The 23375-nt window shown below is 54.9% G+C and carries 29 protein-coding genes and 2 pseudogenes; 20 read left to right on the forward strand and 11 right to left on the reverse strand.

What is annotated here, in order from left to right:
- The first annotated feature begins 3 nt into the window (after positions 1 to 3).
- The 18 genes and pseudogenes from HMPREF9441_RS08370 (at position 4) to HMPREF9441_RS08455 (ending at position 15904) form a co-directional block, all read left to right on the forward strand.
- The gene (locus tag HMPREF9441_RS08370; RefSeq protein WP_004303802.1) at positions 4 to 423 is read left to right on the forward strand and encodes a DUF3408 domain-containing protein; all 420 of its coding nucleotides are present in this window, start codon (positions 4 to 6) and stop codon (positions 421 to 423) included.
- Positions 420 to 1160 (forward strand): hypothetical protein, encoded by a 741-nt coding sequence (locus HMPREF9441_RS08375; RefSeq protein ID WP_004303801.1) that lies wholly within the window; start codon positions 420 to 422, stop codon positions 1158 to 1160. Before HMPREF9441_RS08370 ends, HMPREF9441_RS08375 begins: the two co-directional genes overlap by 4 nt.
- Before the next feature lie 145 nt (positions 1161 to 1305).
- A complete protein-coding gene (locus tag HMPREF9441_RS08380) occupies positions 1306 to 1608 on the forward strand; it encodes a DUF4134 domain-containing protein (protein WP_004303800.1) in 303 nt (100 codons plus the stop codon).
- Between the two features lie 20 nt (positions 1609 to 1628).
- On the forward strand, positions 1629 to 1955 hold the full coding sequence (locus tag HMPREF9441_RS08385; protein WP_032558190.1) for a DUF4133 domain-containing protein: 327 nt from the start codon (positions 1629 to 1631) through the stop codon (positions 1953 to 1955).
- Positions 1952 to 2872, forward strand: a pseudogene (locus tag HMPREF9441_RS08390) (TraG family conjugative transposon ATPase); the annotation flags it as partial. The gene HMPREF9441_RS08385 and the pseudogene HMPREF9441_RS08390, both read left to right, overlap by 4 nt.
- 601 nt (positions 2873 to 3473) lie before the next feature.
- Positions 3474 to 5135 (forward strand): group II intron reverse transcriptase/maturase, encoded by a 1662-nt coding sequence (gene ltrA / locus HMPREF9441_RS08395; RefSeq protein ID WP_004319152.1) that lies wholly within the window; start codon positions 3474 to 3476, stop codon positions 5133 to 5135.
- Between the two features lie 113 nt (positions 5136 to 5248).
- Positions 5249 to 6826, forward strand: a pseudogene (locus HMPREF9441_RS08400) (TraG family conjugative transposon ATPase); the annotation flags it as partial.
- A 14-nt stretch (positions 6827 to 6840) separates the two neighbouring features.
- Complete coding sequence (locus HMPREF9441_RS08405) at positions 6841 to 7155, forward strand: DUF3876 domain-containing protein (protein ID WP_004303798.1); 315 nt, start codon at positions 6841 to 6843, stop codon at positions 7153 to 7155.
- Positions 7156 to 7190: 35 nt separating this feature from the next.
- Positions 7191 to 7811, forward strand: a complete 621-nt coding sequence (locus HMPREF9441_RS08410) for a DUF4141 domain-containing protein (RefSeq protein ID WP_004295452.1) — start codon at positions 7191 to 7193, stop codon at positions 7809 to 7811.
- A 19-nt stretch (positions 7812 to 7830) separates the two neighbouring features.
- Positions 7831 to 8910, forward strand: a complete 1080-nt coding sequence (gene traJ / locus HMPREF9441_RS08415) for a conjugative transposon protein TraJ (protein WP_008620139.1) — start codon at positions 7831 to 7833, stop codon at positions 8908 to 8910.
- An 11-nt stretch (positions 8911 to 8921) separates the two neighbouring features.
- Positions 8922 to 9545 (forward strand): conjugative transposon protein TraK, encoded by a 624-nt coding sequence (gene traK, locus HMPREF9441_RS08420; RefSeq protein WP_004295450.1) that lies wholly within the window; start codon positions 8922 to 8924, stop codon positions 9543 to 9545.
- Positions 9546 to 9549: 4 nt separating this feature from the next.
- Entirely contained in the window at positions 9550 to 9849 is a 300-nt protein-coding gene (locus HMPREF9441_RS08425; protein ID WP_004295449.1) for a TraL conjugative transposon family protein, read from the forward strand.
- Positions 9824 to 11104, forward strand: coding sequence for a conjugative transposon protein TraM (traM, locus tag HMPREF9441_RS08430; RefSeq protein ID WP_008620140.1), 1281 nt, complete (start codon positions 9824 to 9826; stop codon positions 11102 to 11104). The genes HMPREF9441_RS08425 and traM overlap by 26 nt, the downstream gene beginning before the upstream one ends.
- Positions 11105 to 11176: 72 nt before the next feature.
- Entirely contained in the window at positions 11177 to 12097 is a 921-nt protein-coding gene (traN, locus tag HMPREF9441_RS08435) for a conjugative transposon protein TraN (protein WP_004295447.1), read from the forward strand.
- Position 12098: 1 nt separating this feature from the next.
- The gene (locus HMPREF9441_RS08440) at positions 12099 to 12683 is read left to right on the forward strand and encodes a conjugal transfer protein TraO (protein WP_004319140.1); all 585 of its coding nucleotides are present in this window, start codon (positions 12099 to 12101) and stop codon (positions 12681 to 12683) included.
- 13 nt (positions 12684 to 12696) lie between these two features.
- Positions 12697 to 13140 carry a DUF3872 domain-containing protein gene (locus HMPREF9441_RS08445; RefSeq protein WP_008620141.1) on the forward strand — a complete coding sequence of 148 codons (444 nt, stop codon included), beginning with the start codon at positions 12697 to 12699 and terminating at the stop codon, positions 13138 to 13140.
- 63 nt (positions 13141 to 13203) lie between these two features.
- Positions 13204 to 15156, forward strand: coding sequence for a DUF4116 domain-containing protein (locus HMPREF9441_RS08450; protein WP_008620148.1), 1953 nt, complete (start codon positions 13204 to 13206; stop codon positions 15154 to 15156).
- 361 nt (positions 15157 to 15517) lie between these two features.
- Complete coding sequence (locus HMPREF9441_RS08455; RefSeq protein ID WP_004295441.1) at positions 15518 to 15904, forward strand: hypothetical protein; 387 nt, start codon at positions 15518 to 15520, stop codon at positions 15902 to 15904.
- A gap of 56 nt (positions 15905 to 15960) precedes the next feature.
- On the opposite strand, the gene HMPREF9441_RS08460 is transcribed toward HMPREF9441_RS08455, so the two are convergent.
- The 9 genes from HMPREF9441_RS08460 to HMPREF9441_RS08500 are packed head-to-tail and all read right to left on the reverse strand — an operon-like array spanning position 15961 to position 20368.
- Entirely contained in the window at positions 15961 to 16164 is a 204-nt protein-coding gene (locus tag HMPREF9441_RS08460; protein WP_004319138.1) for a hypothetical protein, read from the reverse strand.
- Complete coding sequence (locus HMPREF9441_RS08465; protein WP_004295439.1) at positions 16148 to 16327, reverse strand: hypothetical protein; 180 nt, start codon at positions 16325 to 16327, stop codon at positions 16148 to 16150. Before HMPREF9441_RS08465 ends, HMPREF9441_RS08460 begins: the two co-directional genes overlap by 17 nt.
- A gap of 4 nt (positions 16328 to 16331) precedes the next feature.
- Positions 16332 to 16598, reverse strand: a complete 267-nt coding sequence (locus HMPREF9441_RS08470; protein WP_004303780.1) for a DUF6956 domain-containing protein — start codon at positions 16596 to 16598, stop codon at positions 16332 to 16334.
- Positions 16599 to 16644: 46 nt separating this feature from the next.
- Positions 16645 to 16962 (reverse strand): hypothetical protein, encoded by a 318-nt coding sequence (locus HMPREF9441_RS08475; protein WP_008620152.1) that lies wholly within the window; start codon positions 16960 to 16962, stop codon positions 16645 to 16647.
- A gap of 41 nt (positions 16963 to 17003) precedes the next feature.
- Positions 17004 to 17330 carry a hypothetical protein gene (locus HMPREF9441_RS08480; RefSeq protein ID WP_007559031.1) on the reverse strand — a complete coding sequence of 109 codons (327 nt, stop codon included), beginning with the start codon at positions 17328 to 17330 and terminating at the stop codon, positions 17004 to 17006.
- A 39-nt stretch (positions 17331 to 17369) separates the two neighbouring features.
- A complete protein-coding gene (locus HMPREF9441_RS08485) occupies positions 17370 to 18653 on the reverse strand; it encodes a PcfJ domain-containing protein (protein WP_008620153.1) in 1284 nt (427 codons plus the stop codon).
- A gap of 2 nt (positions 18654 to 18655) precedes the next feature.
- Entirely contained in the window at positions 18656 to 19066 is a 411-nt protein-coding gene (locus HMPREF9441_RS08490) for a PcfK-like family protein (protein WP_009132163.1), read from the reverse strand.
- A 45-nt stretch (positions 19067 to 19111) separates the two neighbouring features.
- A complete protein-coding gene (locus tag HMPREF9441_RS08495; protein WP_007559037.1) occupies positions 19112 to 20104 on the reverse strand; it encodes a hypothetical protein in 993 nt (330 codons plus the stop codon).
- Between the two features lie 12 nt (positions 20105 to 20116).
- A complete protein-coding gene (locus HMPREF9441_RS08500) occupies positions 20117 to 20368 on the reverse strand; it encodes a hypothetical protein (RefSeq protein WP_004303766.1) in 252 nt (83 codons plus the stop codon).
- Between the two features lie 542 nt (positions 20369 to 20910).
- Between HMPREF9441_RS08500 and HMPREF9441_RS08505 the strand changes: the two genes are divergently transcribed.
- The gene (locus HMPREF9441_RS08505; protein ID WP_004319131.1) at positions 20911 to 21204 is read left to right on the forward strand and encodes a helix-turn-helix domain-containing protein; all 294 of its coding nucleotides are present in this window, start codon (positions 20911 to 20913) and stop codon (positions 21202 to 21204) included.
- Positions 21201 to 21512: a helix-turn-helix domain-containing protein gene (locus HMPREF9441_RS08510; protein WP_004295430.1), complete on the forward strand. Its 312-nt coding sequence runs from the start codon at positions 21201 to 21203 to the stop codon at positions 21510 to 21512. Before HMPREF9441_RS08505 ends, HMPREF9441_RS08510 begins: the two co-directional genes overlap by 4 nt.
- A gap of 36 nt (positions 21513 to 21548) precedes the next feature.
- On the opposite strand, the gene HMPREF9441_RS08515 is transcribed toward HMPREF9441_RS08510, so the two are convergent.
- Together HMPREF9441_RS08515 and HMPREF9441_RS08520 are read right to left on the reverse strand one after the other, a co-directional pair.
- On the reverse strand, positions 21549 to 21914 hold the full coding sequence (locus HMPREF9441_RS08515) for a hypothetical protein (protein ID WP_007559043.1): 366 nt from the start codon (positions 21912 to 21914) through the stop codon (positions 21549 to 21551).
- Between the two features lie 28 nt (positions 21915 to 21942).
- Positions 21943 to 23232: a site-specific integrase gene (locus HMPREF9441_RS08520; protein WP_007568639.1), complete on the reverse strand. Its 1290-nt coding sequence runs from the start codon at positions 23230 to 23232 to the stop codon at positions 21943 to 21945.
- Positions 23233 to 23375: the final 143 nt, after the last annotated feature.

Below are 23375 nucleotides of genomic sequence, written 5' to 3' on the forward strand. Positions count from 1 at the left end.
ATCATGTCAGACAAAGCAATTATTTTATCTGTTATCCTGGCGGCCGTCCTTTGCGTCGCCGTGCCCTTCATCTTCCGCGTGTGCCGCTACCGGCGCAGGATGAAAACCCTTATCGTCCCCGACGGCCCTTCGGGGGAGGTCGCCGTGGGGACTGTCCCCACCCCCGAGGCCGAGTACCTGGCCCGTTACATCTGCCTGCTGCGGCTGCCTTTCGCCGGTAACAAGCACGTGAAGATACGTCCGTCGTATCACGAGCGTATCCGCGAGATCACCCGTGTCATCGGTCGTGGCGACGTGACGATCACGGCCTACGTGGACAAGGTTCTCAAGGCGCACCTGGACGATAACCGGGAAACCATCGAGCGGCTTTTCGAGGAGCGTGAGGCCGTGGCCTCCCTGCAACCCAAAGCGGAGGAGCGATGAACGGGGCGTTGTGGCTGCTGCCCCTCTTTGCCGTGGGGTATGCCTTGTGGGCGTTTTTCCGCCTGCGGCGGATGGAACGCAACGAACCGGCAGACGGGATCGTTGCCGAAGACACTCCCTGCCGACAGGAGATCATCGGCAGGAGCCGCTTTGTCCTCGACCCGCGCCACTCCCGGCCACAAGCTGCCGTAGAATCTGAAACTGAAAAAGTTACGGAAAAAGCCGATATATTTGTGCCCACGAATGTACCCGAACACCCCCGGCAGATTCCGCCGGAAGACCTGGATGAAGTGTTCGGTGTCGCTCCCGAGGGGGAGCCTAACGAACCTCTGGAAATCGACTTTCCGCTGTACGATGAATCTTTCCCGGATGCGGACGCGGAGGAGCCGGATTATGACGAGGATGAAGACGACACCGAAGAGCTGCCCCTTTTGGGCCGCTCGCTTGCCCAGGGGGTTAGTTTTGAACAGATGGGCGAAGCCTACCGCCACGTGGTACATGATCCACCTTCAACAGACGAGCAAAGGGAGGAAACGGGACGTGTCCTCCTGGGCCTGAAACAGACCGACATGTTCGAGGTCATCGTTTCGGGCCGCCCCGACGGGAACGACAGGGTAAAATCCCTGATCGACACCTACCTCTCGGCCTTTCACCGGCGTATGTCCGAGAGGTCTGCGGAAAGCCCATCTCCGCAGGGTTCGGTTCCCACGGGTTTCGACGTCCGTGAGTTTGTTTAACCCCATAATGACATCACGATGAAAGAAAAAGACTACGGGTAGCGCATGAGGTTACCCGCGAACCACTGAAAAAATCCGAATCAAGAAGTTTAACCCGGTGCGGGGCCTATCCATCCCCGCGCCACAATTCAAACATTATCGAGTTATGAGAAAGAACAAGATTCTTCTTCCGGCGGCATTTCTCTTTGCCGCCATCTCCTCCGCTTTCGCGCAGGGCAACGGCATCGCCGGCATTACGGAGGCTACCAACATGGTAACCAGCTACTTCGATCCCGGAACGAAGCTCATCTACGCGATTGGGGCTGTGGTCGGCCTTATCGGGGGCATCAAGGTCTATAACAAGTTTTCGAGCGGCGACCCCGACACGTCGAAGACCGCCGCGAGCTGGTTCGGCGCGTGTATTTTCCTGATTGTCGCCGCGACGATCCTACGCTCTTTCTTCTTGTAGTCCAACCTGTCATGCAAATAATTATGGAATATGGAATCAACAAGGGAATCGGCAAGAGCGTGGAGTTCCGGGGCCTGAAGGCGCAGTACCTCTTCATCTTCGCGGGCGGCCTGCTGGCCGTCTTCGTGGTGTTCGTCATCCTCTACATGGCAGGGGTCGATCAGTGGGTATGTATCGCTTTCGGCGTTGCGGCGGCTTCGGTGCTGGTCTGGCTTACCTTCCGCCTGAACGCCCGTTACGGGGAACACGGGCTGATGAAGCTGCTCGCCGCGCGCCGGCATCCCCGCTACCTGCTCAACCGCAAGTCCCTGCGCCGGTTGCTGAAAAGAAAGGGGGGCCGCGTATGAGAAACATCTTGAAAGCCACCACGCTGGAAAGCAAGTTCCCGCTCCTGGCCGTGGAAGGCGGTTGTATCATCAGCAAGGATGCGGACATAACGGTCGCCTATCGGGTCGAACTCCCGGAGCTGTTCACCGTCACGTCCGCCGAGTACGAGGCGATCCACGCCGCCTGGTGCAAGGCCCTGAAGGTCTTGCCCGAATACAGCGTGGTACACAAGCAGGACTGGTTCATCCGCGAGCGTTACCGCCCGGCCACGGGCGAGGGGGACATGAGTTTCCTCTCCCGCAGTTACGAGCGGCATTTCAACGAGCGTCCGTTCCTGACCCACGCCTGCTTCCTCTACCTGACGAAAACGACGAGGGAGCGTATGCACATGCGTTCAGACTTCTCGACCCTCTGCCGGGGCAACATCATTCCCAAAGAGGTAAACCGGGAATCGGCGACAAAATTCCTGGAGGCGGCGGAACAGTTCGAGCGTATTCTGAACGATTCGGGTTTCCTGACCCTTGTCCGCCTCACGGGGGACGAGATCACGGGTACGGCGGATTGTCCGGGCCTGCTGGAGCGGTACTTTTCCCTCTCGCTCTCGGAGACGACTTCTCTTCAGGACATCGAGCTGGGGGCCGAGGTTCTGCGCGTGGGTAACAAACGGGTGTGCCTGCACACGCTCTCGGACACGGAAGACCTGCCGGGGCGCGTGGGTACGGACACCCGTTACGAGCGTCTTTCCACCGACCGTTCGGACTGCCTGCTCTCGTTCGCGGCCCCCGTGGGGCTTCTGCTTTCCTGCGACCACCTTTACAACCAGTACGTGTTCCTGGAAGACAGCGACGAAAACCTGCGTATGTTCGAGAAACGTGCGCGTAACATGCAGTCCCTTTCCCGCTACTCCCGCGGGAACCAGATAAACAAGGAGTGGGTGCGATACGTCGCTGTGTAAGTAATTGTTAAACTTAGATTTAACCCGTTGTTTCGTCAACGGTAGCCTATGGACAGATGCACCAATAGTAATATACTGTATCAAAGCTGTCCAGACAAGGTAGCCCTTCCGAAAGGAGCAGTCAGAACCGTGAGGGAAAGACAATGGCTGTTAGTATCATACAGTCAGGGAGCTTGGCTTGGGTGGTATGGTTAGCGTAAGCGAACTGTCGTCTAAACGTCGTAAGGTTGAAGAAGCCAAAGATACTGATAGGCTTCAGCCCAAAAGGGAAGCAGTCGGTTATTCCTCTCCATTCTGGGAATACACGAACAGAGTACTGCCGGTGTAATAGACAGAACCTAACCCACTTATAAGTTACTTGCACGGAACGTAGTAAGCCCGTATTTCTCCTGCCAATGACAGGTAAGCAGACCGTAAGGAATGCCGAATGGAGTGCGGGTATAGGATTGCAGAAAAAGCGAATGCCACCCTGTAATGGGGTGAATAGGGATTGAAACATCATCCCGCTGCGAAAGCAGGCTGACTTCTGCGGTAGGTGATTCTTTACAAGAAACTTTTAGAACTTTTAAAAGGAGAAAAGCAAATGAACGAAATTAAAAAATCGTGTGCATCGACTGACCAAACGCAGAGCAAATGGGACAGTATAAATTGGCTCAAATGCGAAGCTGCGGTTCAAAAGCTACAAGCGCGTATTGTAAAGGCTCAAAAAGAGGGTCGCCACAACAAGGTCAAAGCCTTGCAGTGGACACTGACCCACTCGTTTTACGCTAAAGCATTAGCGGTAAGACGTGTAACTTCCAATAATGGGAGTAAAACGGCTGGCGTCGATATGGTAACATGGAAAACGCCAGATGCTAAAGTGTGTGCAATAACCGAACTGAAAAGGAGAGGTTATACACCCCAACCTCTGAGACGAGTACATATCAGAAAGAGTAACGGGAAATTAAGACCATTGGGTATACCAACTATGAAAGACCGGGCTATGCAGGCATTGTATCTGATGGCACTGGCTCCCGTAGCTGAAACAACGGCTGATGCCAATTCTTATGGTTTCAGAAAAGAAAGGAGCACGGCAGATGCCGTTCAACAATGCTTCAATGACCTGGCAAGGACGACATCCCCACAATGGATCTTAGAAGGTGATATCAAAGGTTGTTTCGACCATATCAGTCATGAATGGTTGCTTGACAATATCCCTATGGATAAAGTTTTGCTCCGTAAATGGTTGAAAAGTGGATTTATTTTCAACAAGCAACTTTTTCCGACAGAGGAGGGAACTCCTCAAGGCGGCATCATCTCCCCAACTCTTGCAAATATGACTTTGGACGGACTGGAAAAACTGCTTGCCGATAGCTTTCCGATAAACCGCTCGAAGAAAAATTACTATACTCCTATGATAAATCTTGTTCGCTACGCGGATGATTTTATTATCACAGGAGAGAGTAAGGAGTTGTTGGAGAACCATGTTAAACCATTAGTCATTGAGTTTCTTCAAGCAAGAGGGCTTACCTTATCAGAAGAAAAGACTAAGATAACTCATATAGAAGAAGGGTTTGATTTTCTTGGGTTCAATATCAGAAAATATAAAGGCAAGTTTATCACAAAACCATCCAAGAAGAGTCGAAAGAGATTTTTAGATAAGGTTCGTGAAATAGTGGACAAGAACAAGTCTTCTAAGCAACAATCTTTGATACGATTGCTAAACCCAGTCATTAGAGGATGGGCGAACTACTACAAGGGGTGTTCTGCATCGGAAACTTTCCGTAAAACAGATGCACAAATTTTCAACAAACTATGGCGATGGTCTCGCAGAAGACATCCCAAAAAAGGTAAACGATGGATTGCCAACAAGTATTATCACACTGTAAGAGGTAGAAGCTGGACTTTTGCCGTACCGCTTGAAAACAGGAAAGTGGATAAATACCACACTCTTGTGAGATTGTCGGATACGAAAATAAAGCGACATATCAAAATCCGCAGTGAGGCCAACCCATATGATGCCGATTGGAAAGATTTCTTCGATCAATACAAGACCCGAAGAATGCTTGCACACTTAGACGGCAAGCAATATATCTATCGCCTGTGGAATCAGCAAATGCAATGTTGCCCTGTGTGTGGCAAGCACATCACACGGGAAACTCCCTGGAAAATTACTGAAATGACAGGGAGCAGTAGAAAGGCGAAAGTCCTAATACATGATCATTGCAGCCGAATTACTAACAGAAATAAATGGAAGTTACTATGAGCCGGCTTTTAGTTACAAATAAAAGTTTTGAATTGCTTGAGCCGTATGAGGGGAAACTCTCACGTACGGTTCTTAGAGGGGAAAGCTCCCGTAAGGGGGCTGACCTACTCGACATCGACCAGTATCTCAACGAGGCGCACTCGTTCGGTCTTCAATCCGTCCGGGCCCATTTCAACGTGCTGGCCTGGTCGGACGACGTGCAGGAGCTCCGGCATATCCGCAACGATGTGGGCAGCCAGCTCGCTCTGATGGAGTGCCGCCCGCGCCACAACACCGTGGACGCCGCCACGCTCTACTGGGCGGGTATGCCGGGCAACGCGGGAGATTTCCCCGCCGAGGAATCGTTCTACACGTTCATCGAGCCCGCGGTCTGTTTCTTCACGGAGGAAACCAACTATAAATCCTCGTCCAGCCCTTTCGGCATCAAGCTGTGCGACCGCGTAAGCGGCAGGCCCCTGCACCTGGACATCTCGGACGAACCGATGAAAAAAGGGATCATTACGAATAGGAATAAATTCGTGTTAGGCGGCTCGGGGTCAGGCAAGTCATTCTTTATGAATCATTTAGTCCGCCAATACTGGGAGCAGGGCACGCATGTCGTGCTGGTGGATACCGGTAACAGCTACCAGGGTCTTTGCGAGCTGATCCGGCGTAAGACCAAAGGTGAGGACGGCGTGTATTTTACCTATACCGAGGAACATCCCATCAGTTTCAATCCGTTCTACACCGACGACTACTATTTCGACGTGGAGAAGAAGGACAGCATCAAGACGCTGCTGCTGACACTCTGGAAAACCGAGGACGACAAGATCACGAAGACCGAGAGCGGCGAGCTGGGCAGTGCCGTGAACGCCTATATCGAGCGTATCCGCGCCGACCGGAATATCGTGCCGTGTTTTGACAGTTTCTACGAGTACCTGCGGGACGACTACCGCCGCGAGCTGGAGGAGCGGGAGATCCGGGTCAGCCGCGAGGATTTCAACATCGACAACATGCTCATCACCCTGCGGCAGTATTACAAGGGCGGACGCTACGACTTCCTTCTGAACTCCCGGGCCAACATCGACCTGCTCTCGAAGCGCTTCGTGGTCTTCGAGGTGGATTCCATCAAGGAAAACAAGGAGCTTTTTCCCGTGGTCACCATCATCATCATGGAGGCTTTCATAAACAAGATGAGACGGCTCAAGGGGGTACGCAAACAGCTCATCGTCGAGGAGGCCTGGAAGGCGCTCTCTACGGCCAATATGGCTGAATATCTGCGTTATATGTATAAAACCGTCCGCAAATACTACGGTGAGGCCATCGTTGTGACGCAGGAGGTCGAGGACATCATTTCCAGCCCGGTGGTCAAGGAGGCGATCATCAACAACTCGGACTGCAAGATCCTGCTCGACCAGCGCAAGTTCATGAACCGTTTCGACGCGATTCAGTCCTTGTTGGGGCTGACCGACAAGGAGAAGGCGCAGATTCTCTCGATCAACCAGTCCAACGACCCTTCCCGTAAATACAAGGAGGTCTGGATCGGTCTGGGCGGCGTTCAGTCGGCGGTCTATGCCACGGAGGTCAGCGTCCCGGAGTACCTGGCCTACACGACCGAGGAAACGGAGAAAGTGGAGGTACAGCGGCTTGCCGGCGAGCTGGGCGGTGATATGGAACTGGCGATCAGGCAGCTCGCCGAGGGCAAACGTTAAAGGGAGGGCAGGCCATGTATCGCAAGTGTATCGGATCAGACCCCACGGCGGCGCGTTTGGACTTCGCGCTGTACGAGGTGGCGGGCGAGTGGGAAAGCCGCTCGGGTTCTCCCCGGGTTCGCATCTACCGCAACCCGGGACGCCGGGGCGGCGGTTTTTACGTGGAGGTGTCCTACAAGGACGGGACACGCTTCTCCCGTCCCGTAAGGAAGTATTGGGGAGGTATCCGTTACTTCGACCTCTACGGGTATGTCGCCCTGGCCTACGATGCGGGGCGCGAGGTGCTCCAGCTCTCCGCCTACGGGGATTATTACCGGGCGTCGGAATGACCGCCCAAGTATTCACGAATTAAATAATGAAAAGGATGAAACGATTGATTTTAACGCTGTTCGTGGGGCTTCTTTGCTTCACGTACCAGGCAAAAGCGCAGTGGACGGTCATCGACCCGTCGAACCTCGTTCAGAACATCAAGAGCGCGGTTCAAAGCTCGACCACGGCGACCAACATGGTCAAGTCGCTGCAAGAGAGTATCAAGATTTATAACCAGAGCAAGGCTTACTACGACGCCCTCAAATCGGTGCATAACATCATCAAGGATGCCCGGAAGGTGAAGCTGACGCTCGAAATGGTCAGCGAGATCACGGAAATCTACACCTCGGGATTCAACCGTATGGTTTCAGACCCGAACTTCACGGTGGACGAGCTGGCGGCGATCTCGGCGGGTTACGCCCGGCTGCTGGAGGAGGGTGGCGCGCTGGTGGCGGAACTCAAGACGGTCATAACCGGCGGCAACGGCCTCTCGCTCTCGGACAAGGAGCGGATGGACGTGGTGGATCAGGTTTACACGAAGATGCTGGAGTACCGCAACCTCACGCGCTATTACACGCGCAAGACCATCTCCGTGTCCTTCATCCGCAGCCGCGAAAAGGGCGACGCGCACCGGGTGCTGGCACTTTACGGGAACCCGAACGACAGATATTGGTAACCTGAAAACGGAGGCAGTCATGGATTTCGACAATTTACACCAGGTTCTCCGGAACCTGTATCAGGAGATGATGCCGCTATGCGGCGACATGATCGGGGTGGCGAAAGGTATCGCCGGCCTGGGTGCGCTCTTTTACGTGGCTTACCGGGTATGGAAGGCACTGGCCAATGCGGAGCCTATCGACGTGTTCCCGCTCCTGCGGCCTTTCGCCATCGGCTTGTGCGTGATGTTCTTTCCCACCGTGGTTCTGGGGACGATCAACGCCGTGATGTCGCCCGTGGTGCAGGGCACGCACGCCATACTGGAGGGGCAGACATTGGATTTGCAGGCATACCAGCAACAGAAGGACGATTTGGAAGCCGAGGCCCGCAGGCGCGAGGGCAAGGCTTGGTTAGTGGACGACGAGGTGTATGAACAACGGCTTGCGGATATGGGTATCACGGATTTGGGCGAGATTATCAGCATGTGGGCCGAACGCACGTGGTACGACATCAAGGCCGGTTTCCGGCAGCTTGTCCGGGACTTTTTCGAGTTGTTGTTCAACGCCGCGGGGCTTACCATCGACACGCTGCGGACATTCTTTTTAGTCGTGCTGTCGATTCTGGGGCCCTTGTCGTTCGCCCTCTCCATTTACGACGGCTTTCACTCGACGCTCGCGAGCTGGATTTCCCGCTATATCAGCGTGTACCTTTGGCTTCCCATCGCCGACCTGTTCTCCGCGGTGCTGGCCAAGATCCAGACGTTGATGCTCCAGGCGGACGTCCTGGCCCTGCAAGACCCCAACTACATTCCCGACAGCGGCAGCGGTGTCTATATTATCTTTTTGATTATAGGTATCATAGGCTATTTCACGATCCCCACCGTTGCCGAGTGGGTGATCCAGTCGGGCGGAGCCGGCGGGGCTATGGGCGGTATCAACAAGGCCGGGGCATTCGCCACGGGTGTCGTGGGCGGTATCGCCGGCAACATGATCGGCCGCACGTTCGGGCGTCGCGGCGGTGGCGGTTCCTCCTCCGGTAACGGCGGCGGTGGCCCGGCTTCGGGCAGTGCCCCCAACGGGCGCAACCTGGCAACACAAGGTAATAGTAATCATTCATAACAATTTGGACAATGGAATTCAAGTCATTAAAAAACATCGAAACAAGTTTCAGGCAGATTCGGCTTTTCGGTATCGTGTTCCTCTGCCTGTGCGCGCTGGTATCCGTGTTCAGCGTGGTCGCGAGCTTCCGTTTCGCCGAAAAGCAGCGCGAGAAGATCTACGTCCTGGACGGGGGCAAGTCGCTGATGCTGGCGCTCTCGCAGGATTTGAGCCAGAACCGCCCCGTGGAGGCGCGCGAACATATCCGGCGTTTTCACGAGTTGTTCTTTACCCTCTCGCCCGACCGTGCGGCCATCGAAAGCAACATCAACCGCGCGCTGTTCCTGGTCGATAAGAGTGCCTTCGCCTATTACCAGGACATGCAGGAGAAAGGTTACTACAACCGTGTGGTGTCGGGGAACATCAGCCAGCGTATCGAGGTGGACTCCGTGGTGTGCGACTTCAACGCCTATCCCTACCGGGCCATGACCTATGCCCGGCAAATGATTGTCCGCGAGAGCAACATCACCGAGCGTTCGCTGGTCACGCGCTGCGAGCTGATCAACTCGGGGCGTTCGGACAATAACCCGCAGGGTTTCATCATGGAGAAATTCGAGATTCTGGAGAACCGCGATTTACGTACATTAAAAAGATAAGGCTATGGCAAAGAAGAGAATAAAGGCTTTCGGGGAGTGGGTCGAAGACCACCTGCGCCGCGCTTGCGGGGCGCTCTCGCCCGATAAGCGGATTATCGTGATCCTCACGCTGCTCTTGTTCTTTTCCGTCTTGTCGCTCTACTTTACCGTGTCTTCCATCTACCGCTTCGGCAAGGGAGCCGGGGAACGGATGCAGATACGGCATATCGAGCGGCTGGAGCTGGAATTAAGACAACGGCAGGAGGCCGACAGTGTAAAACATCTAAAAGATTTCAATTATGACGACGAACGAAAAACAGAATAAACAGCCGGAGGCGGGGAAAAAGGAACTCACGCCCCGGCAGATACAGATGCGGAAGAAGCTGGTGGTCTTCCCGCTCTTTTTCCTGGCCTTTGCCGGGTGCATGTGGCTGATCTTCTCCCCCGGCGAAAAAGAACGGGAGGAGCCTTCGGCGGGTTTCAACACGGAGCTGCCGACCCCGGAATCGGAGGGTATCCTCTCGGACAAGCGTGATGCCTACGTGCAGGAGGAGATGCGGCGCAGGGAGCGGGAAAAGATGCGCTCCTTGCAGGATTTCGCGTTCGGGATGGAGGACGAGGAGGAAGAGCCCGTCATGCCCGCTGCCGTGCCGGATAAGTCTTCCGGCCCTGCCGGCGGTTCGTCGGGAGCTTTCCGGACTTCCCGTGCCGCCTATGCCGACATCAACCGCCAGTTAGGCAGTTTCTACGAGGAGACCGCCGGTGAAACGGGGGAAGAGCGCGAGATGCAGGCCCGCATCGAGGAACTGGAACGCCGCCTGGAAGAACAGCAGGCGCAGAAAACGGCCCAGGAGGAGCAGGTGGCGCTGCTGGAGAAGTCCTACGAGATCGCCGCCCGCTACATGAATGGCGGTCAAGCCCCTGAAGCCCCGCGTCAGAAAGCCTCCGTTTCCGGCAAGGCTTCCGTGCAGCCCGTGCGCCAGGTGCGCCGTAACATCGTGTCGCTGCTCGCCGCCCCGCTGCCCGATTCGGTCTTCGCCCGTGAGTTCGTCAAGCCCCGGAACTGGGGTTTCAACACGGTGGGGAGCGACCTTCGCGAGCCCGAGCGCAACAGTATCCGTGCCGCCGTGCAGCAAACCGTGACGCTCACCGATGGCGGGGAGGTTACTTTCCGGCTGCTGGAACCGATGATGGCGGGAGAGCTGCTCATCCCCTCGGGTACGCCCGTAACGGGGGCGGCGAGGATCAACGGCGAACGGCTGACGGTCAAGGTCAGCGCTGTCCAGCACGGCGGGGCGGTCGTTCCGGTCGATCTGTCGGTCTATGACACGAACGGCAACGAGGGTATTCCCGTGCCGGGGTCGGAAGAACTCAATGCCGTGAAGGAGATCGCCGCCAATATGGGTGCGGGCATGGGCAGCAGTATCACGATCACGGACGATGCCGGTTCGCAACTGCTCTCCGACCTGGGGCGCAGCGCCATCCAGGGCGTGTCGCAATACGTGAGCAAGAAGATGCGCTCGGTCAAGGTCACGCTCAAGGCCGGTTACAGCGTCCTGCTGCTCCCGCCCCTTCAATAAGGGTACAAACGACGTACTTCCGTACACCACTGAAAAAATCCATTTTTATCAACAATCAAAAAATTATCGAGTATGAAAAAGATTCTTCTGGCACTCGCTTTTATCGGGTGCATGTTCGCTGCCCACGCGCAGGAAAAGCCCTCCACGGGCGATTTGTACGACGGTCTTACCCGTCCGCTGACCTTCAACCGGGTTATCCCGCCCTACGCGCTGGAGGTGACGTTCAGCAAAACCGTGCATGTGATTTTCCCCTCGGCCATCCGTTACGTCGATCTGGGGTCTTCGGATCTTCTGGCGGCGAAAGCCGACGGCACGGAAAACGTGCTGCGTGTAAAGGCGGCCCTGCGTGATTTCTCGCGCGAGAGCAACCTTTCGGTCATTACCGAGGACGGGGCCTATTACAGCTTCAATGTCAAGTATGCCGACGAGCCGGTGAAACTGTCGGTCGAGATGGCGGACTTCCTGCATGGCGGGGAGGCGGTAAACCGCCCCAATAATGCGCTGGACATCTATTTGCAGGAGTTGGGATGCGAATCTCCGCTGCTGGTCAAACTGATCATGCAGTCCATTTACAAGAATGACCGCCGCGAGATCAAGCATATCGGTTGCAAGCGTTTCGGGGTACAATACCTCCTCAAAGGTATCTACGTGCATAACGACCTGCTTTATTTCCACCTCCAACTGAAAAACTCCTCCAACGTGCCTTTCAACGTGGACTACCTGACGTTCAAGATTACGGACAAGAAGGTGGCCAAACGCACGGCCATCCAGGAGCAGGTCGTATGGCCCGTGCGTGCGTACAACAACGTGCAGGTCATCGGCGGCAAGCGTACCGAGCGCATGGTCTTCACGCTCCCGAAGTTCACGCTGGCCGACGACAAGCAGCTGGTCGTGGAACTGCACGAGCAGCAGGGCGGGCGACACCAGACTTTCACGGTGGAGAATGCCGACCTGGTGCGCGCACGTGTTATCAACGAGTTAAAGGTAAAGTGATATGAAACGGGCGATATTCATTCTCACGCTGGGGTTATGCCTCCTCCTTTCGGACGGGGCGCACGCCCAGCGTGCCCTGCCCGCCATGCGCGGGCTGGAAATACGGGGAGGCATGGCCGACGGCTTCTATACCCGGGACAGCCGCAGCGAAACGGGCTACTGGTTCGGGCTGGCCATGAGCCGCTACGCGAAGAATGCCGACAAGTGGGTGTTCGGCGCGGAGTTCCTGAACCGTTATTACCCCTACAAGTCGGAACGTATCCCTGTGGCGCAGTTCACTGCCGAGGGCGGTTACTATTACAAGTTCCTCGCCGACCCGTCCAGGACTTTTTTCTTCTACCTCGGCGGCTCGGCGCTGGCCGGTTACGAGAGTGTGAACCGGGGCGAAAGGCGGCTCTATGACGGCTCTACGCTCCGCCACCGCGACCGTTTCCTCTATGGCGGGGCCGTCACGCTGGAGGTCGATGCGTACCTGACCGACAGGATTATCCTCTCGCTGACGGGGCGTGAGCGTATCCTATGGGGCACTACAACGGGACATTTCCACGCGCAGTTCGGCCTGGGCGTGAAATTCATAATCCATTAAACTTGCAAGCGACATGAAAAAGATGAAAAAGATATTGGCCCTGGCGGTCTGGATCGCCGCCCTGGGTCTTTTATGCGCATCCTGCGACAACGGGCTGGATATACAGCAGGCGTACACGTTCTCTCTGGAAACGATGCCCGTTCAGAAGCGAATCTCCGTTGGTGAAACCGTTGAAATCCGCTGCACGCTCGTGCGGGAGGGGAGATATGACGGCGCGCGTTACACGATCCGCTATTTCCAGCCCGACGGGCGCGGTGAGTTGAGGACGGACGACGGTACGGTGTTCCTGCCCAACGACCGCTATCCGCTCGACCGTGAGGTGTTCCGCCTCTATTACACATCGCGCAGCGATGACCAGCAGACCATCGACGTCTATGTCGAGGACAACACGGGTCAGGTCGTGAAGACCTCCTTCACGTTCCAGAGCGAGAACGGGACGGAGGAAACGGAACGATAACGGAATATGTCTAACCAAGAGAAGCGCCCGGATGACGGGCGCTTTCCATAAATACTGAAAACCATGACAGAGCAAGAGAGAATAGATATAGCCTATCTCGACACGGGGGTGTACGAGAACCCGTGGCGTGAGAACCTTTTCGAGACGCTGCCCGAGGATCGGAAAACGGCGGAGGTCTGCCGTTTCGCCATCAAGAAATCGGCTTTCAACATCGAGTTCGTTCCCGAAGCGATGAAAACGCCGGAACTTTGTCTTGCCGCGGCCGGCCACCGGGGCGAAACACTGAAATTCGTCCCTGACCGTCTGAAGACACCGAAAATGTGCCGTGCCGCCGTCGATAGCAACAGCTACGCGCTGTATTACGTTCCGGAGGGGTTGAAGACCCCCGAACTGTGCATGGCGGCCGTGAAGCGCAACGGCCTGGTGCTGGAGGCCGTTCCCGGGGAATTGAGGACGCCGCAAATATGCCGTGCGGCGTTGAAAGCGGTGGACAGTGCCGATTACAAGATACTCCCTTACATTCCGTATCCCGATATATGCCTGGAAGGGCTGAAAAAATTCGGGATGTCGTTCGTGGACAAGTTCGAGATTTTCGCCTCCATTGCCCCGGAGGTCATGACCGGGGAACTGGCCCTTCACGGCGTGGGGATGGACGCGTCCTGCCTTTCGCTCGTGCCGGTGGAACTGCGTACCGAGGCAGTCTGCCTGCGTGCCGTCAGCGGGGACGGCATCCTGCTCCATGAAGTGCCGGAGGAGTTACGCACGGAACGGGTCTGCGAGGCCGCCGTGTCCTCGAACTACCTGGCGCTGGAGTACGTTCCGAAGCATCTGAAAACCGACCGTCTGTGCAGGATGGCGCTGGAGCGCGATCCCCTGGCCATCCGCTTTTTCAGCCCCGAACAGCTCACGCCGGAGGTCTGCAACCGGGCGTTGGCCCGTGCCGACGACCTGCGTGTCCTCCGCTATATCCCTTTCGAGGATATACACATGAAGGCGTTGGGGTTCTATTGCACGAATTACGATAAGACCTTCGATTTTTTGCAGCACATGAACCCGGCACACGTCACGCCGAGGGTGGCCCGGGAGATCTTCGCCCTGGAGCCGGAGCTGTTCTACAACTTTCCCGACCACGCCAAGAACGAGGAGATGTGCCGCCGGGCCGTCGGGCACGACGGGAGCTACCTGCAATATGTCCCCGAGAAGTGGAAAACGCCGGAGTTGTGCATGGAGGCCATACGGCGCAGTCCCTATGCCATCGCCCACCTGCCCGAGAGCATGAAAAGCCCGGATCTATACATGAGCCTGGTGCGGGAGAACCCGCAAAACCTGAAAGGCGTCCCCCGCGAAGCCCGGACGCCGGAGATGAGCCGGGAGGCTTTCGAGCGTACCTACGGGAAGGACAAAACCGATTTCTCGGTTATCAGCGCGTTGAGCGACCCCGCCCTGGTCTTGCAGGTGTTCCGCGAGCAGGACGACCCGCAGCAGATACACCGGTTGATGAGTGTCCTGCACCTGAACCGCCGGCTTGTAACGGAGGAGGTGGCGTTGGAGGCCGTTCGCAAGGATGCGGGGGTGCTGTATGACATTCCCCAGACGGCCATCACGCCGCTCGTGGCCGATACGGCCGTGCGGGGCGACCCGAGGATGATCCAGTGGGTTCCGAGGGAGCTTCGCACGGCGGATCTGTGCCTCTATGCCGAGGCCGCCCATCCCGAGTTGCGGGTTTACGTTCCCGACGAGATAGCAAAGGGACGTAACATCTATTCGTTCCACCGTCAGGTGGACGCGAAATTGCGGCAGCCGCTCGAATACGAACAATACAAGACCCTCTACTCGGGCGGCGCGGTGCGTGTGAACAACGTGTGGACGTCGGTTGCGGGTGAGATTGACTGCTGCGAGGTGCGTTACGACCGTAAGACGGAGAAACTCAAACTGCGTATCGTCGAACCGCCCAGGGAGAAGAAGGCGCAGCCGAAGGTCGCGCCCCGCAAACCCGCCCGGGGGCCAAAATTGTAGGACGGCGGGTAGTTCTTTGGCAGGAAGGTTGTTAAAAATCGCACGTATTGTCGCCGATACCCGGATGAAATCGTTATATTTGCAATCGAATCCTCCGGCGGCGTGCCGCCGGGCGATTTACATACGGAAGGAACACATTATGGTGGGGCATTGAAAACAGCCAAATTTTAATCCGCTCGCAAAATAATGGGTAGTTCTCTTCTTCATCGTCGTGTCTATATGCGTCAAGCGTATGCGATAGCGGCGTGGGGAGAAATTATCTATCGAGTGGATGGGTGCTTGGCTGTACCTCAATGCCGGTATTTAACGTATTCTCACGCCTTTTTCGTATGGTATTTGTCTGAACCTAAAGAAAAGCGATATGGAAACGAAATCGACAAATGAGGTAAAGGGTGATTACGACCGGGTATCGGCGAGTGAATGCCTGGGGTCGCTAATCGAGTTGCACGGGATTGTCATGGAAGACGATCTGTTCGTCATTCCCGATGCGGATGGCACGGCAGTATTATACAATGACGGGAAGATACGTTTTGACGAGATCGCCGACATCGAGGTCGGCTCGGTGTTCGTGGGCATCCTGCTCCGCAACGGCTATCTGTTCTACCTTTCCCGTACCGAACCGCTCAAGACGTGCATATACACGCATGGCGGGTGGGGTTCAATCTCTGAAATTTCTCCCCGTGGCATTGCCGGACATATCGGGCGTGAACTGCACGGGAAGCTGGGCGACCATACGGCGGTCGATTGACGGGAAACAAAAAAATCGGACGGTTGTTATCGTCCGATTTTTTTCGCGTCGTATTTTCACGGCCGTTGCCCGCCGTGTTCCCGTTTCCGCCTTTGCAGGGCGAGCAGTTGCCGCAACATGTAGGCATGGTTTTCCCCCACGGTATGCCCCGAGGGCATCAGGTAGGGACTTGCGAGGCACTCCCGGCATTGGCGTACCGCCTCTTTTAAGTCGGTAACGGTTATTTCCGCTCCCGTGATGTCTTTAATCTTTGTTTCCATTCTTGTCCTGTTTTTTTGGTTCGTACCAACTGTCCCGGTAATTTTCTCCCACGAGCGAGAAAATTCCGCTCATGCCGCTTTCAGCGGCGAAATTTTTGGCTTCCCATATACCGGAAAACTCTCCCAGCAGCCGGTAGCCGATGAATAATTTGTACTTGCGCATGATTTTATCGTTTTTCCAGGTTGATAATCGGTGTGTTCTTTTGCAGCCATTCCTTCACGCTGTCCATGTTGTATTCGGATGTGATAACCGCCGTTCGGTCGTCGATTTCGGTGAAGCGCGTAGTTTCATACCCGTCGATCCACTGCTTCAGCGTGGCAACGCCCCACACCTGCGGGTCGTCGAACATGGTGTCGAGCCGCCCGATACCCTCGCCGAAGGTTACGAGCAGCGTTTCATAGGAGATTTCCTTGTTTACTTCATTCGTTTTCATATTCTCGCTTTTTACGGGCGGCTTTTGCCGCCCCGAAATTTTTTAATCAGACAAGTTCCACTTTAACCCTGCTCATGTTCGCCCAGAACACGCCGTTGCAGTAGTAGGCGTAGCCGTTATGCCAGTTGCTCCTGCGGCGTATCACGTCCTGCTCGGGTGGTCGTATCTCGATACTCGTGGTGTAGATGTTGTGTCCCACGGTAATGACGAGGTTGCACCTTCGCCATATCTCGGAATGGGTTTTGAACCCGTTTTTCCCCTCGACGAGCGCAAGGGCCGTCTTGACTGCTTCCCGAACTTCCCAATCCCACTCCCCGAAGGGTTTGAGCGGGCGTGCCATGTAGCTTTTATAGATGATTTTCATTGTTATATTTTTTTTGTAGGGCGGCTTTTGCCGCCCCGATTTTATAATTCGACAATCCTTTCCACTCTGCCGTACAACATGGAGCGTATGCTCGTCTTGTCCACGCCCTTGTATTCCGTGTAATGCCCGTACTGCTTTACCACGAATGTTTTCAGTACATCGACAAAGTTGAAACGATACCCTAAAAGCAGAATGGAGTCCTTGAAATAGGTGTTATGGTTTACCTCACGGGTAATCCAGTCTTTCTCCTCACGGGTGAGCGTTCCCCCGTCATTGAGCCGTTTGCGTAATATGTACGCTTTTGAGCCTGCAAGGCTTTCGAGTGCGGGAACGTCCCACGACACGAATTTATATGCTATTTGGTTCATTCTATTTTGTTTTGCGGGCGGCTTTCGCCGCCCCGATTTTTATGCTGTCATCCGTTTCCGTATAAGGGACATGTTTCCCTTCATCAGTTTCAGTATTTGCCCGTGGTATGGGGTATTCTTGTTACATACGCCACGGCTCTGCACGACCTCCATGCGTTTTAGGGACACCTCTATCGTTTCGATACGTTTGCCGTCGATTGTGGCCGAGAGTATGAGCGAGTCGGCTTTCAGATAGTATTCGTTGGTAAACACGCAATGGTGCATGGCCTCGCCCTCCTGCCGTATGGCTTCAACGCTGTCCAATACCTTGATGCGGATTTCCCCGTCGGAAAACTCCACTCCGAAAAACCGCCCTTTGGCTTCGACAAACGAGGCTTCCTGTTCCAACGCCTTGCGCCGTTCCTCCTGCCGCCGTTCCATTTGCATGTGCCGCCGTTTTTTTGTCATGTAGAGGTCATGCGCTGCGGGCAGGTCTGCGGGACACACGAAATGGGCGTTATGCAGGTCTTTCCCGAAAAATCGCAGCAGGTCGATGTAGTCGCACCATTCCGTCGGTTTCCCGATAGCGTACCCGTTACGGATGGCGATACGGATGGCCGGCCAATAGTCTGCGATATTGCGGGAGGAACGGGCGAAAAATCGCACGAGTGCCGTTTGTCCCGCTTTAAGCAGCGTTTCGGCCTTGTTCTCCGAGAGCAGCAGGTGGATAAGGTCGAAAGGGGTTACATCGGGGAGTTGTTTGCCGTAACCGCTTCGGCGCAGTTCGGGGATAAGCCGTTGCCGGGGATAGATGCGTGTGGGCGTGATGTTGTATTTCCCGTCGTTCTCCGCCCGCAGTTCCAATGCGCTCGACCAACTCCACCCGTGAACGAAGAAGCCCATCGGGCGCAGCCGTGCGAAGGTTGCGGAGCGTCCGTCGGGGGCAATCCACCGCTGTACGGCTTCGATATGGGTGTAAACGGGCGTCTGTCCCACTTTCGCCCAACACTCGATATAGACGAAGCGCAGGACTTGAAAACCCTTGCAGCGGGTTACGATACACAAATACTCGTAATCGTTGAACTTGCGGCGCAGGGTGGTTTCCACTTTCAGCGGGGTGTGGCAGTGCGGACACTCGCACCCTAACAGATTGTCCGTGAGTTCTCCGTTTTCGCTCTGCCACGTGTGGCCGCACTCGGTGCAGGTGATAAGTCCTTTCGGCGTGCGGCGTCCGATATGCTCGATGCAGTTCTTGTACCCCCATTCGATTTGTGCGGGGGTGAGCGGCGGCAGGTGTTTACTTGCCGCCACGACGTTCTGTTGGAATTTTGTTCTCGGTTTCATAACTAAAATAGACTGGGCATTAGTTTGTTATCTTCGATTTTCTTGGGTTTGGACTTGGCTTTCGCCAACTTGGCGTAGGCTTCGCTCTCGGCCTTCCGTATGGCGTTCCGCCGTGCCTCGGCTTTTTCCTCCTCGGTCAGTTCAACGGTGTGATTGACCACTACCTTGCAACTGACGGGTTTGCCGATGTCGATGTCCTCCTCGTCGTAATAGTGGAGTGCCATAGAGTATATTTCCTCGTCGGCAAACCCGTTGCAACCGCTCTGCCGTACTTGGTTGATGATGAAAGTGCAGCAATCGTCAATGTTCTTTTTCGGGTTGGCGTATCGGGGTGCGAAAAGTTCGTCCTCCCGTGCCCGTGCGTCGAGATAGTTCTGTATCGTCAGTTTGAAATAATCAGTTCCTTGTGCCATGATTTTTTGGTATTGTGGGGCGGCGAGCCGCCCCGTGTTCAACATTTATTCGTCCTTTCCGAGAAGCCGCCGCACCTCGTCCTCTTTGGTCTTTTGGAAAATCCATCCCGCTCTCTTCTGCCCGTCATGCGTCAGCCGTGCGTTGAAGCGTCCCCCGAGTGCGTGAAGGGCGTCCTTGACGGGCTTGGTGTCCCCGAATACGGCTATCGCCTTCTCGGAATAGTCCACGATGATAAACCCGCCTTGCACGCTCGTTTCAGTGCGTTCCGCCCGTTTTTCGTCTTTCGGCTCGGGCAGACATATATTCTCCTCGTTTCCTGCGATATATGCCAGCCTGTCGATGTACCCTTCACGTGTGTAGTGGGTCAGTTTGCAGACACTCCACCCGTATTTCGGACTTTTGCCGAGCGTGAAAACGGGATAGCGGTGTTCGTTCTTGGGGTCGTATTCGGAGAGGTGCGCCGTTTGCGGGAAATTGGCCGCCGCCTTTCTCAACTCCCCGAAGCCGTTGCGGGAGGTGGCCGAAAAGCCGAGAATGACGGTACGCACGCTTCGGGTGGTCGAACACTCGTAAGAGGGGTCAGTGTATTCCGTTTCGTTGAGTTCGGCGATGATTACGCCCTGCACCCCTTCGGGCATGATGCGGCGTAACCTCTGCGCTCCTATTTCCGCTATGCGGTCATGCTCGGCTTTCTCTTTGGCGGCGGCGATGGCCTGCGCCGTGGCTTGCTCTTCCGCCTGCCCCACGAGCAAAGCCACCTCGAAAGCGTCCATGAACTCGGGGTTCACGTCGTCGTAGTACCTGCCGATACCGAATGTTTGCGAGAGGGGTCGCAGAATGTCCGTTTGGCTGATTTCCTTTGTTTCGGTATCGACCATGTGGTACACGTAGCCACGGGCGGTGTGTTCCACCTTGTAAACGACGTAACGCTTTCTGCTCGCACCCGCACCGATACCGATGATTACCTGGTTTTCCTTGACTACCTGCACCCGTGTGTCCGTGGTAGTCGCTCCGAATAATGAAATGTACTTTGTCATACCTGTAATAATTTAGAAGATGTGAGTGAATAGGAAATAGAAAAAGCCGGTTAGAGCCACGAGAGAAACAAGGCAGGAGAAAATGCCCCGCAGGATGTCATAACAGAACGTGAAGCCCAAAACGACCCAAATAAAGTCGATACCCCACACGTGGAAGCCCAAAGCCACCGCCCCGACCTTTACCGCCAACCCGACCTTTGCCTTTATGCCAAGTGGAAGGTTGGAGGATTTCTGTTTCCATTTATTTTTCTCTTCGTTTCTCATAACCTTTGACTTTTTTTTTATGCCGTAGCGGAGCCGGTATGGATGGAATCTGTTTCGGTAGCATCAAAAGGTGTCGGGGATAGCTGCTGCAAGATTTTGTCGGAAAATACGCTCGCCCGCAGGGAAAGAGGAAGATTTTGCGGCAAACCGCCCCGCGGCCCGATCTTGCAGCAGCGTGAGCCCCGTAACTACCTTTGCTACTGACAACAGATTTCCATACCGCGCTCCGCGGCATGAAAAAAAGAGAGGAAAAGGTTATGGGAGAGAAACGGGGAGAAAACGATATGCCGTGAACGCTCGCGAAAGTCGGTTCACGGCTCACCCTGCATGGAATGATAAATCGCCCGCGAACATTTCCTTTCACGGGCGATTGGCGTATCGGAGCGTGCCGATCCCGTATCGGCGGAGGATCGTTTCCGCCGGACGTGGCGCCACTCGCTGCCACTTTTAAGACGGATACGTCCATATGCCACTGGCTGATAACAAGATACTGTTCATTTGTGTACTTTTGGGCATCCGGGAAACAAAAAATGAAACAGAACATGGAAATAATAAGTATGGACGTGAAGGCTTTCGACGCGCTGGCAGGGCACGTGGAAGCCATTGAAAGAAAAGCCGAGGCGTTATGCCGCAGGCAGGAGGACGTGAGTTTGAAAAAATGGCTGGACAACCAGGATGTCTGTGACGTGCTGGGGATATCGAAACGTACCCTGCAAACCTACCGGGAGAAAGGGTTGCTGCCTTTCAGCCGCATCCGTCACAAAATCTTCTACAAACCGGAAGATGTCGGGAAACTGCTGCAATCGTCGCACTATCCTAATACCGCCGCGTTATGAGCCATTATTTCATCGACAAGCACGATCCGCGTGTGGCGGATCTCTTCCGGCGTTTGGAAAAGGCCGGCAAGGCACTGGATAAACTGGAATCCTCCGGAGGCCGGACACTCAAGGGAGAGCGGTTCGTCACCGACGAGGAATTGTCCCGGCTGCTGAAAATCAGCAGGCGTACATTGCAGGAATACCGCACGGCGCGGATCATTCCCTATTATTTGATTCAGGGCAAGGTACTATACATGGAATCCGAGATACAGAAATTTCTGGAAGATTCCCGGAAGAAATGTATCGGGGGACAGGAATGGGTATAAAAGAAGAACGGCCAAAACGTTGGCCGTTCTTCTTTTTCAATTCAATATCGTGTTCATGCCGGGGAGCTGCCAGACGACAGCGGTCGTCGTGGCCCTTCGGACAAGCCACCGTCGGAAGGCTTCTGCATTCCCGGATTTTAAGCGGAAAGCCAGCGCGGCGATCATTTCGAGCGAATACAGCTCGACAATACCGCCGTCACGGTTGCGCTCCCGGCGGTAAACCCGCTCCTCACGGAGTATGCCGCTTTTGAGTATGGAGCGGATGTTGCTCCCCACGGCAGGAACGAAGACTCCGAACAGGTCGGCAATCTGGTGGCGCGTGAGCCATACACGGTTCTCCGGCGTGTGGATTTCCACCCGCCCGTTTTCAATGCTGATAGGTTCTCTTGTCGTCATAGTCATACAAATTTATCAATTTTTGTTATACTGTTCAACCGTTTACCGTTATAATATCTGCCGTTTCCGGTTCGTCCTCCTCGTAGAGATTTATTTTCCGGCCTTTGGTCTGTTCTTTCAGACGTTTCATGTCCTCGTCCACCTTGCGGTCGGTCACTTTGGCGTAAATCTGCGTGGTGGAAATGCTCTTGTGTCCCATCATGCGGCTGACAGTTTCGATAGGCACACCCAACGAGAGCGTGATATGTGTCCCGAAATTGTGCCTCGCCTTGTGAAAGGTCATGTCGAAGCCGTATGTCCGTCCCAGTTCTCTGGTGAGCTTGATGAGATACCCCCGGCAATAGAGGTTGAAAATCCTGTCGCTTTTACGCTCGTGGCGGTATTTCTCGATGATCTGCAACGGCACGTTCAGCAGGCGGATGGCCGAGGGCGTTTCGGTCTTCTGGCGCCGGATGTGTATCCAGTACGTTCCGTCGTCCGACTGCGTGATGTCTTTTTCGGACAAGCGTTTCAGGTCGGCGTAGGACAACCCCGTGAAGGTAGCGAAGAGAAACCAGTCCCGCACCCGCTGGAGGTTGGGTTTACCGACGGGAGTTTCCATCAGTTTTTTGAGGTCTTCGAGTTTCAAATGGCGGCTCTTGCGCCGGGGCAGTTCCGGGTGCAGCTTCCCGTAAGGGTCGCGCCGGAGTGTACCCTGACTGACAGCCCGCTTGGTCATTTTTTTCAACCGGTAAAGATGCTCGTGTACTGTCTTGGGTTTCATTTCACGATCTGTACGCAGGAATATTTCAAAATCATCGTAGAACTCCCGGTCAAGGCTCCGCAACGCTACATCCTCCTTTTCCTTCCTTTTTTTCACGAAGGAGGCTAAAATATTATAGGAGTTCTCGTAACTTTCATAAGTTTCTTCCTTGCGATCCACGCCGACACGCTTGCGGAACTCCTCGTTATGCTCGCGGAACAAGGCAAGGAGGGTGAACGGTTTCTGCCCGATTCCTTCCACGGCGTTTTTGACCAGCTCGGCCGTCACGAAACCGAGGCTTTTACGAATATGACGGTAATGTCCGGTGATTTTTTCGGTCAGTTTCTCTATTGCCTGGTTTACCGTTCGGGCGTTCTCGCTTCGTCCGTTCGCCCTTTTGGTTTCCGGATTCCAAAGCGATGGATCGACAAACGCGTTGATATTGATCGGGGCCGACTTGGCGTCGATGCTTACCTTGCATAACAATTTACATGTTCCGTCCTTGCGGACTTTCGTGCGGTTGATGTAGAACAGCAGGGAGAACGTGCTGCGGCGTTTTATCTCTTTATTATTCGTTTCCATAATCGTTGTGAATTTGATTGTCAATGATAGATTAAATAGCTACGGAGAAGCGGCCGGCAATCTTTTCCTCTAAAGACCGGGTATCCATGTCGATCTTGTCATCGGTCACTTGTAGGCTCGGCAAACAACGCCTTTCCGCTTTA

The sequence above is a fragment of the Paraprevotella clara YIT 11840 genome (assembly GCF_000233955.1).
GTDB classification, from domain to species: domain Bacteria; phylum Bacteroidota; class Bacteroidia; order Bacteroidales; family Bacteroidaceae; genus Paraprevotella; species Paraprevotella clara.

Bases quoted from the DNA above. Each gene is read 5' to 3' on its own strand.
- HMPREF9441_RS08370 (WP_004303802.1), top strand. From the start codon at position 4: ATGTCAGACAAAGCAATTATTTTATCTGTTATCCTGGCGGCCGTCCTT.
- HMPREF9441_RS08375 (WP_004303801.1), top strand. From the start codon at position 420: ATGAACGGGGCGTTGTGGCTGCTGCCCCTCTTTGCCGTGGGGTATGCC.
- HMPREF9441_RS08380 (WP_004303800.1), top strand. From the start codon at position 1,306: ATGAGAAAGAACAAGATTCTTCTTCCGGCGGCATTTCTCTTTGCCGCC.
- ltrA (WP_004319152.1), top strand. From the start codon at position 3,474: ATGAACGAAATTAAAAAATCGTGTGCATCGACTGACCAAACGCAGAGC.
- HMPREF9441_RS08405 (WP_004303798.1), top strand. From the start codon at position 6,841: ATGTATCGCAAGTGTATCGGATCAGACCCCACGGCGGCGCGTTTGGAC.
- HMPREF9441_RS08410 (WP_004295452.1), top strand. From the start codon at position 7,191: ATGAAACGATTGATTTTAACGCTGTTCGTGGGGCTTCTTTGCTTCACG.
- traJ (WP_008620139.1), top strand. From the start codon at position 7,831: ATGGATTTCGACAATTTACACCAGGTTCTCCGGAACCTGTATCAGGAG.
- traK (WP_004295450.1), top strand. From the start codon at position 8,922: ATGGAATTCAAGTCATTAAAAAACATCGAAACAAGTTTCAGGCAGATT.
- HMPREF9441_RS08425 (WP_004295449.1), top strand. From the start codon at position 9,550: ATGGCAAAGAAGAGAATAAAGGCTTTCGGGGAGTGGGTCGAAGACCAC.
- traM (WP_008620140.1), top strand. From the start codon at position 9,824: ATGACGACGAACGAAAAACAGAATAAACAGCCGGAGGCGGGGAAAAAG.
- traN (WP_004295447.1), top strand. From the start codon at position 11,177: ATGAAAAAGATTCTTCTGGCACTCGCTTTTATCGGGTGCATGTTCGCT.
- HMPREF9441_RS08440 (WP_004319140.1), top strand. From the start codon at position 12,099: ATGAAACGGGCGATATTCATTCTCACGCTGGGGTTATGCCTCCTCCTT.
- HMPREF9441_RS08445 (WP_008620141.1), top strand. From the start codon at position 12,697: ATGAAAAAGATGAAAAAGATATTGGCCCTGGCGGTCTGGATCGCCGCC.
- HMPREF9441_RS08450 (WP_008620148.1), top strand. From the start codon at position 13,204: ATGACAGAGCAAGAGAGAATAGATATAGCCTATCTCGACACGGGGGTG.
- HMPREF9441_RS08455 (WP_004295441.1), top strand. From the start codon at position 15,518: ATGGAAACGAAATCGACAAATGAGGTAAAGGGTGATTACGACCGGGTA.
- HMPREF9441_RS08460 (WP_004319138.1), bottom strand. From the start codon at position 16,164: ATGGAAACAAAGATTAAAGACATCACGGGAGCGGAAATAACCGTTACC.
- HMPREF9441_RS08465 (WP_004295439.1), bottom strand. From the start codon at position 16,327: ATGCGCAAGTACAAATTATTCATCGGCTACCGGCTGCTGGGAGAGTTT.
- HMPREF9441_RS08470 (WP_004303780.1), bottom strand. From the start codon at position 16,598: ATGAAAACGAATGAAGTAAACAAGGAAATCTCCTATGAAACGCTGCTC.
- HMPREF9441_RS08475 (WP_008620152.1), bottom strand. From the start codon at position 16,962: ATGAAAATCATCTATAAAAGCTACATGGCACGCCCGCTCAAACCCTTC.
- HMPREF9441_RS08480 (WP_007559031.1), bottom strand. From the start codon at position 17,330: ATGAACCAAATAGCATATAAATTCGTGTCGTGGGACGTTCCCGCACTC.
- HMPREF9441_RS08485 (WP_008620153.1), bottom strand. From the start codon at position 18,653: ATGAAACCGAGAACAAAATTCCAACAGAACGTCGTGGCGGCAAGTAAA.
- HMPREF9441_RS08490 (WP_009132163.1), bottom strand. From the start codon at position 19,066: ATGGCACAAGGAACTGATTATTTCAAACTGACGATACAGAACTATCTC.
- HMPREF9441_RS08495 (WP_007559037.1), bottom strand. From the start codon at position 20,104: ATGACAAAGTACATTTCATTATTCGGAGCGACTACCACGGACACACGG.
- HMPREF9441_RS08500 (WP_004303766.1), bottom strand. From the start codon at position 20,368: ATGAGAAACGAAGAGAAAAATAAATGGAAACAGAAATCCTCCAACCTT.
- HMPREF9441_RS08505 (WP_004319131.1), top strand. From the start codon at position 20,911: ATGGAAATAATAAGTATGGACGTGAAGGCTTTCGACGCGCTGGCAGGG.
- HMPREF9441_RS08510 (WP_004295430.1), top strand. From the start codon at position 21,201: ATGAGCCATTATTTCATCGACAAGCACGATCCGCGTGTGGCGGATCTC.
- HMPREF9441_RS08515 (WP_007559043.1), bottom strand. From the start codon at position 21,914: ATGACTATGACGACAAGAGAACCTATCAGCATTGAAAACGGGCGGGTG.
- HMPREF9441_RS08520 (WP_007568639.1), bottom strand. From the start codon at position 23,232: ATGGAAACGAATAATAAAGAGATAAAACGCCGCAGCACGTTCTCCCTG.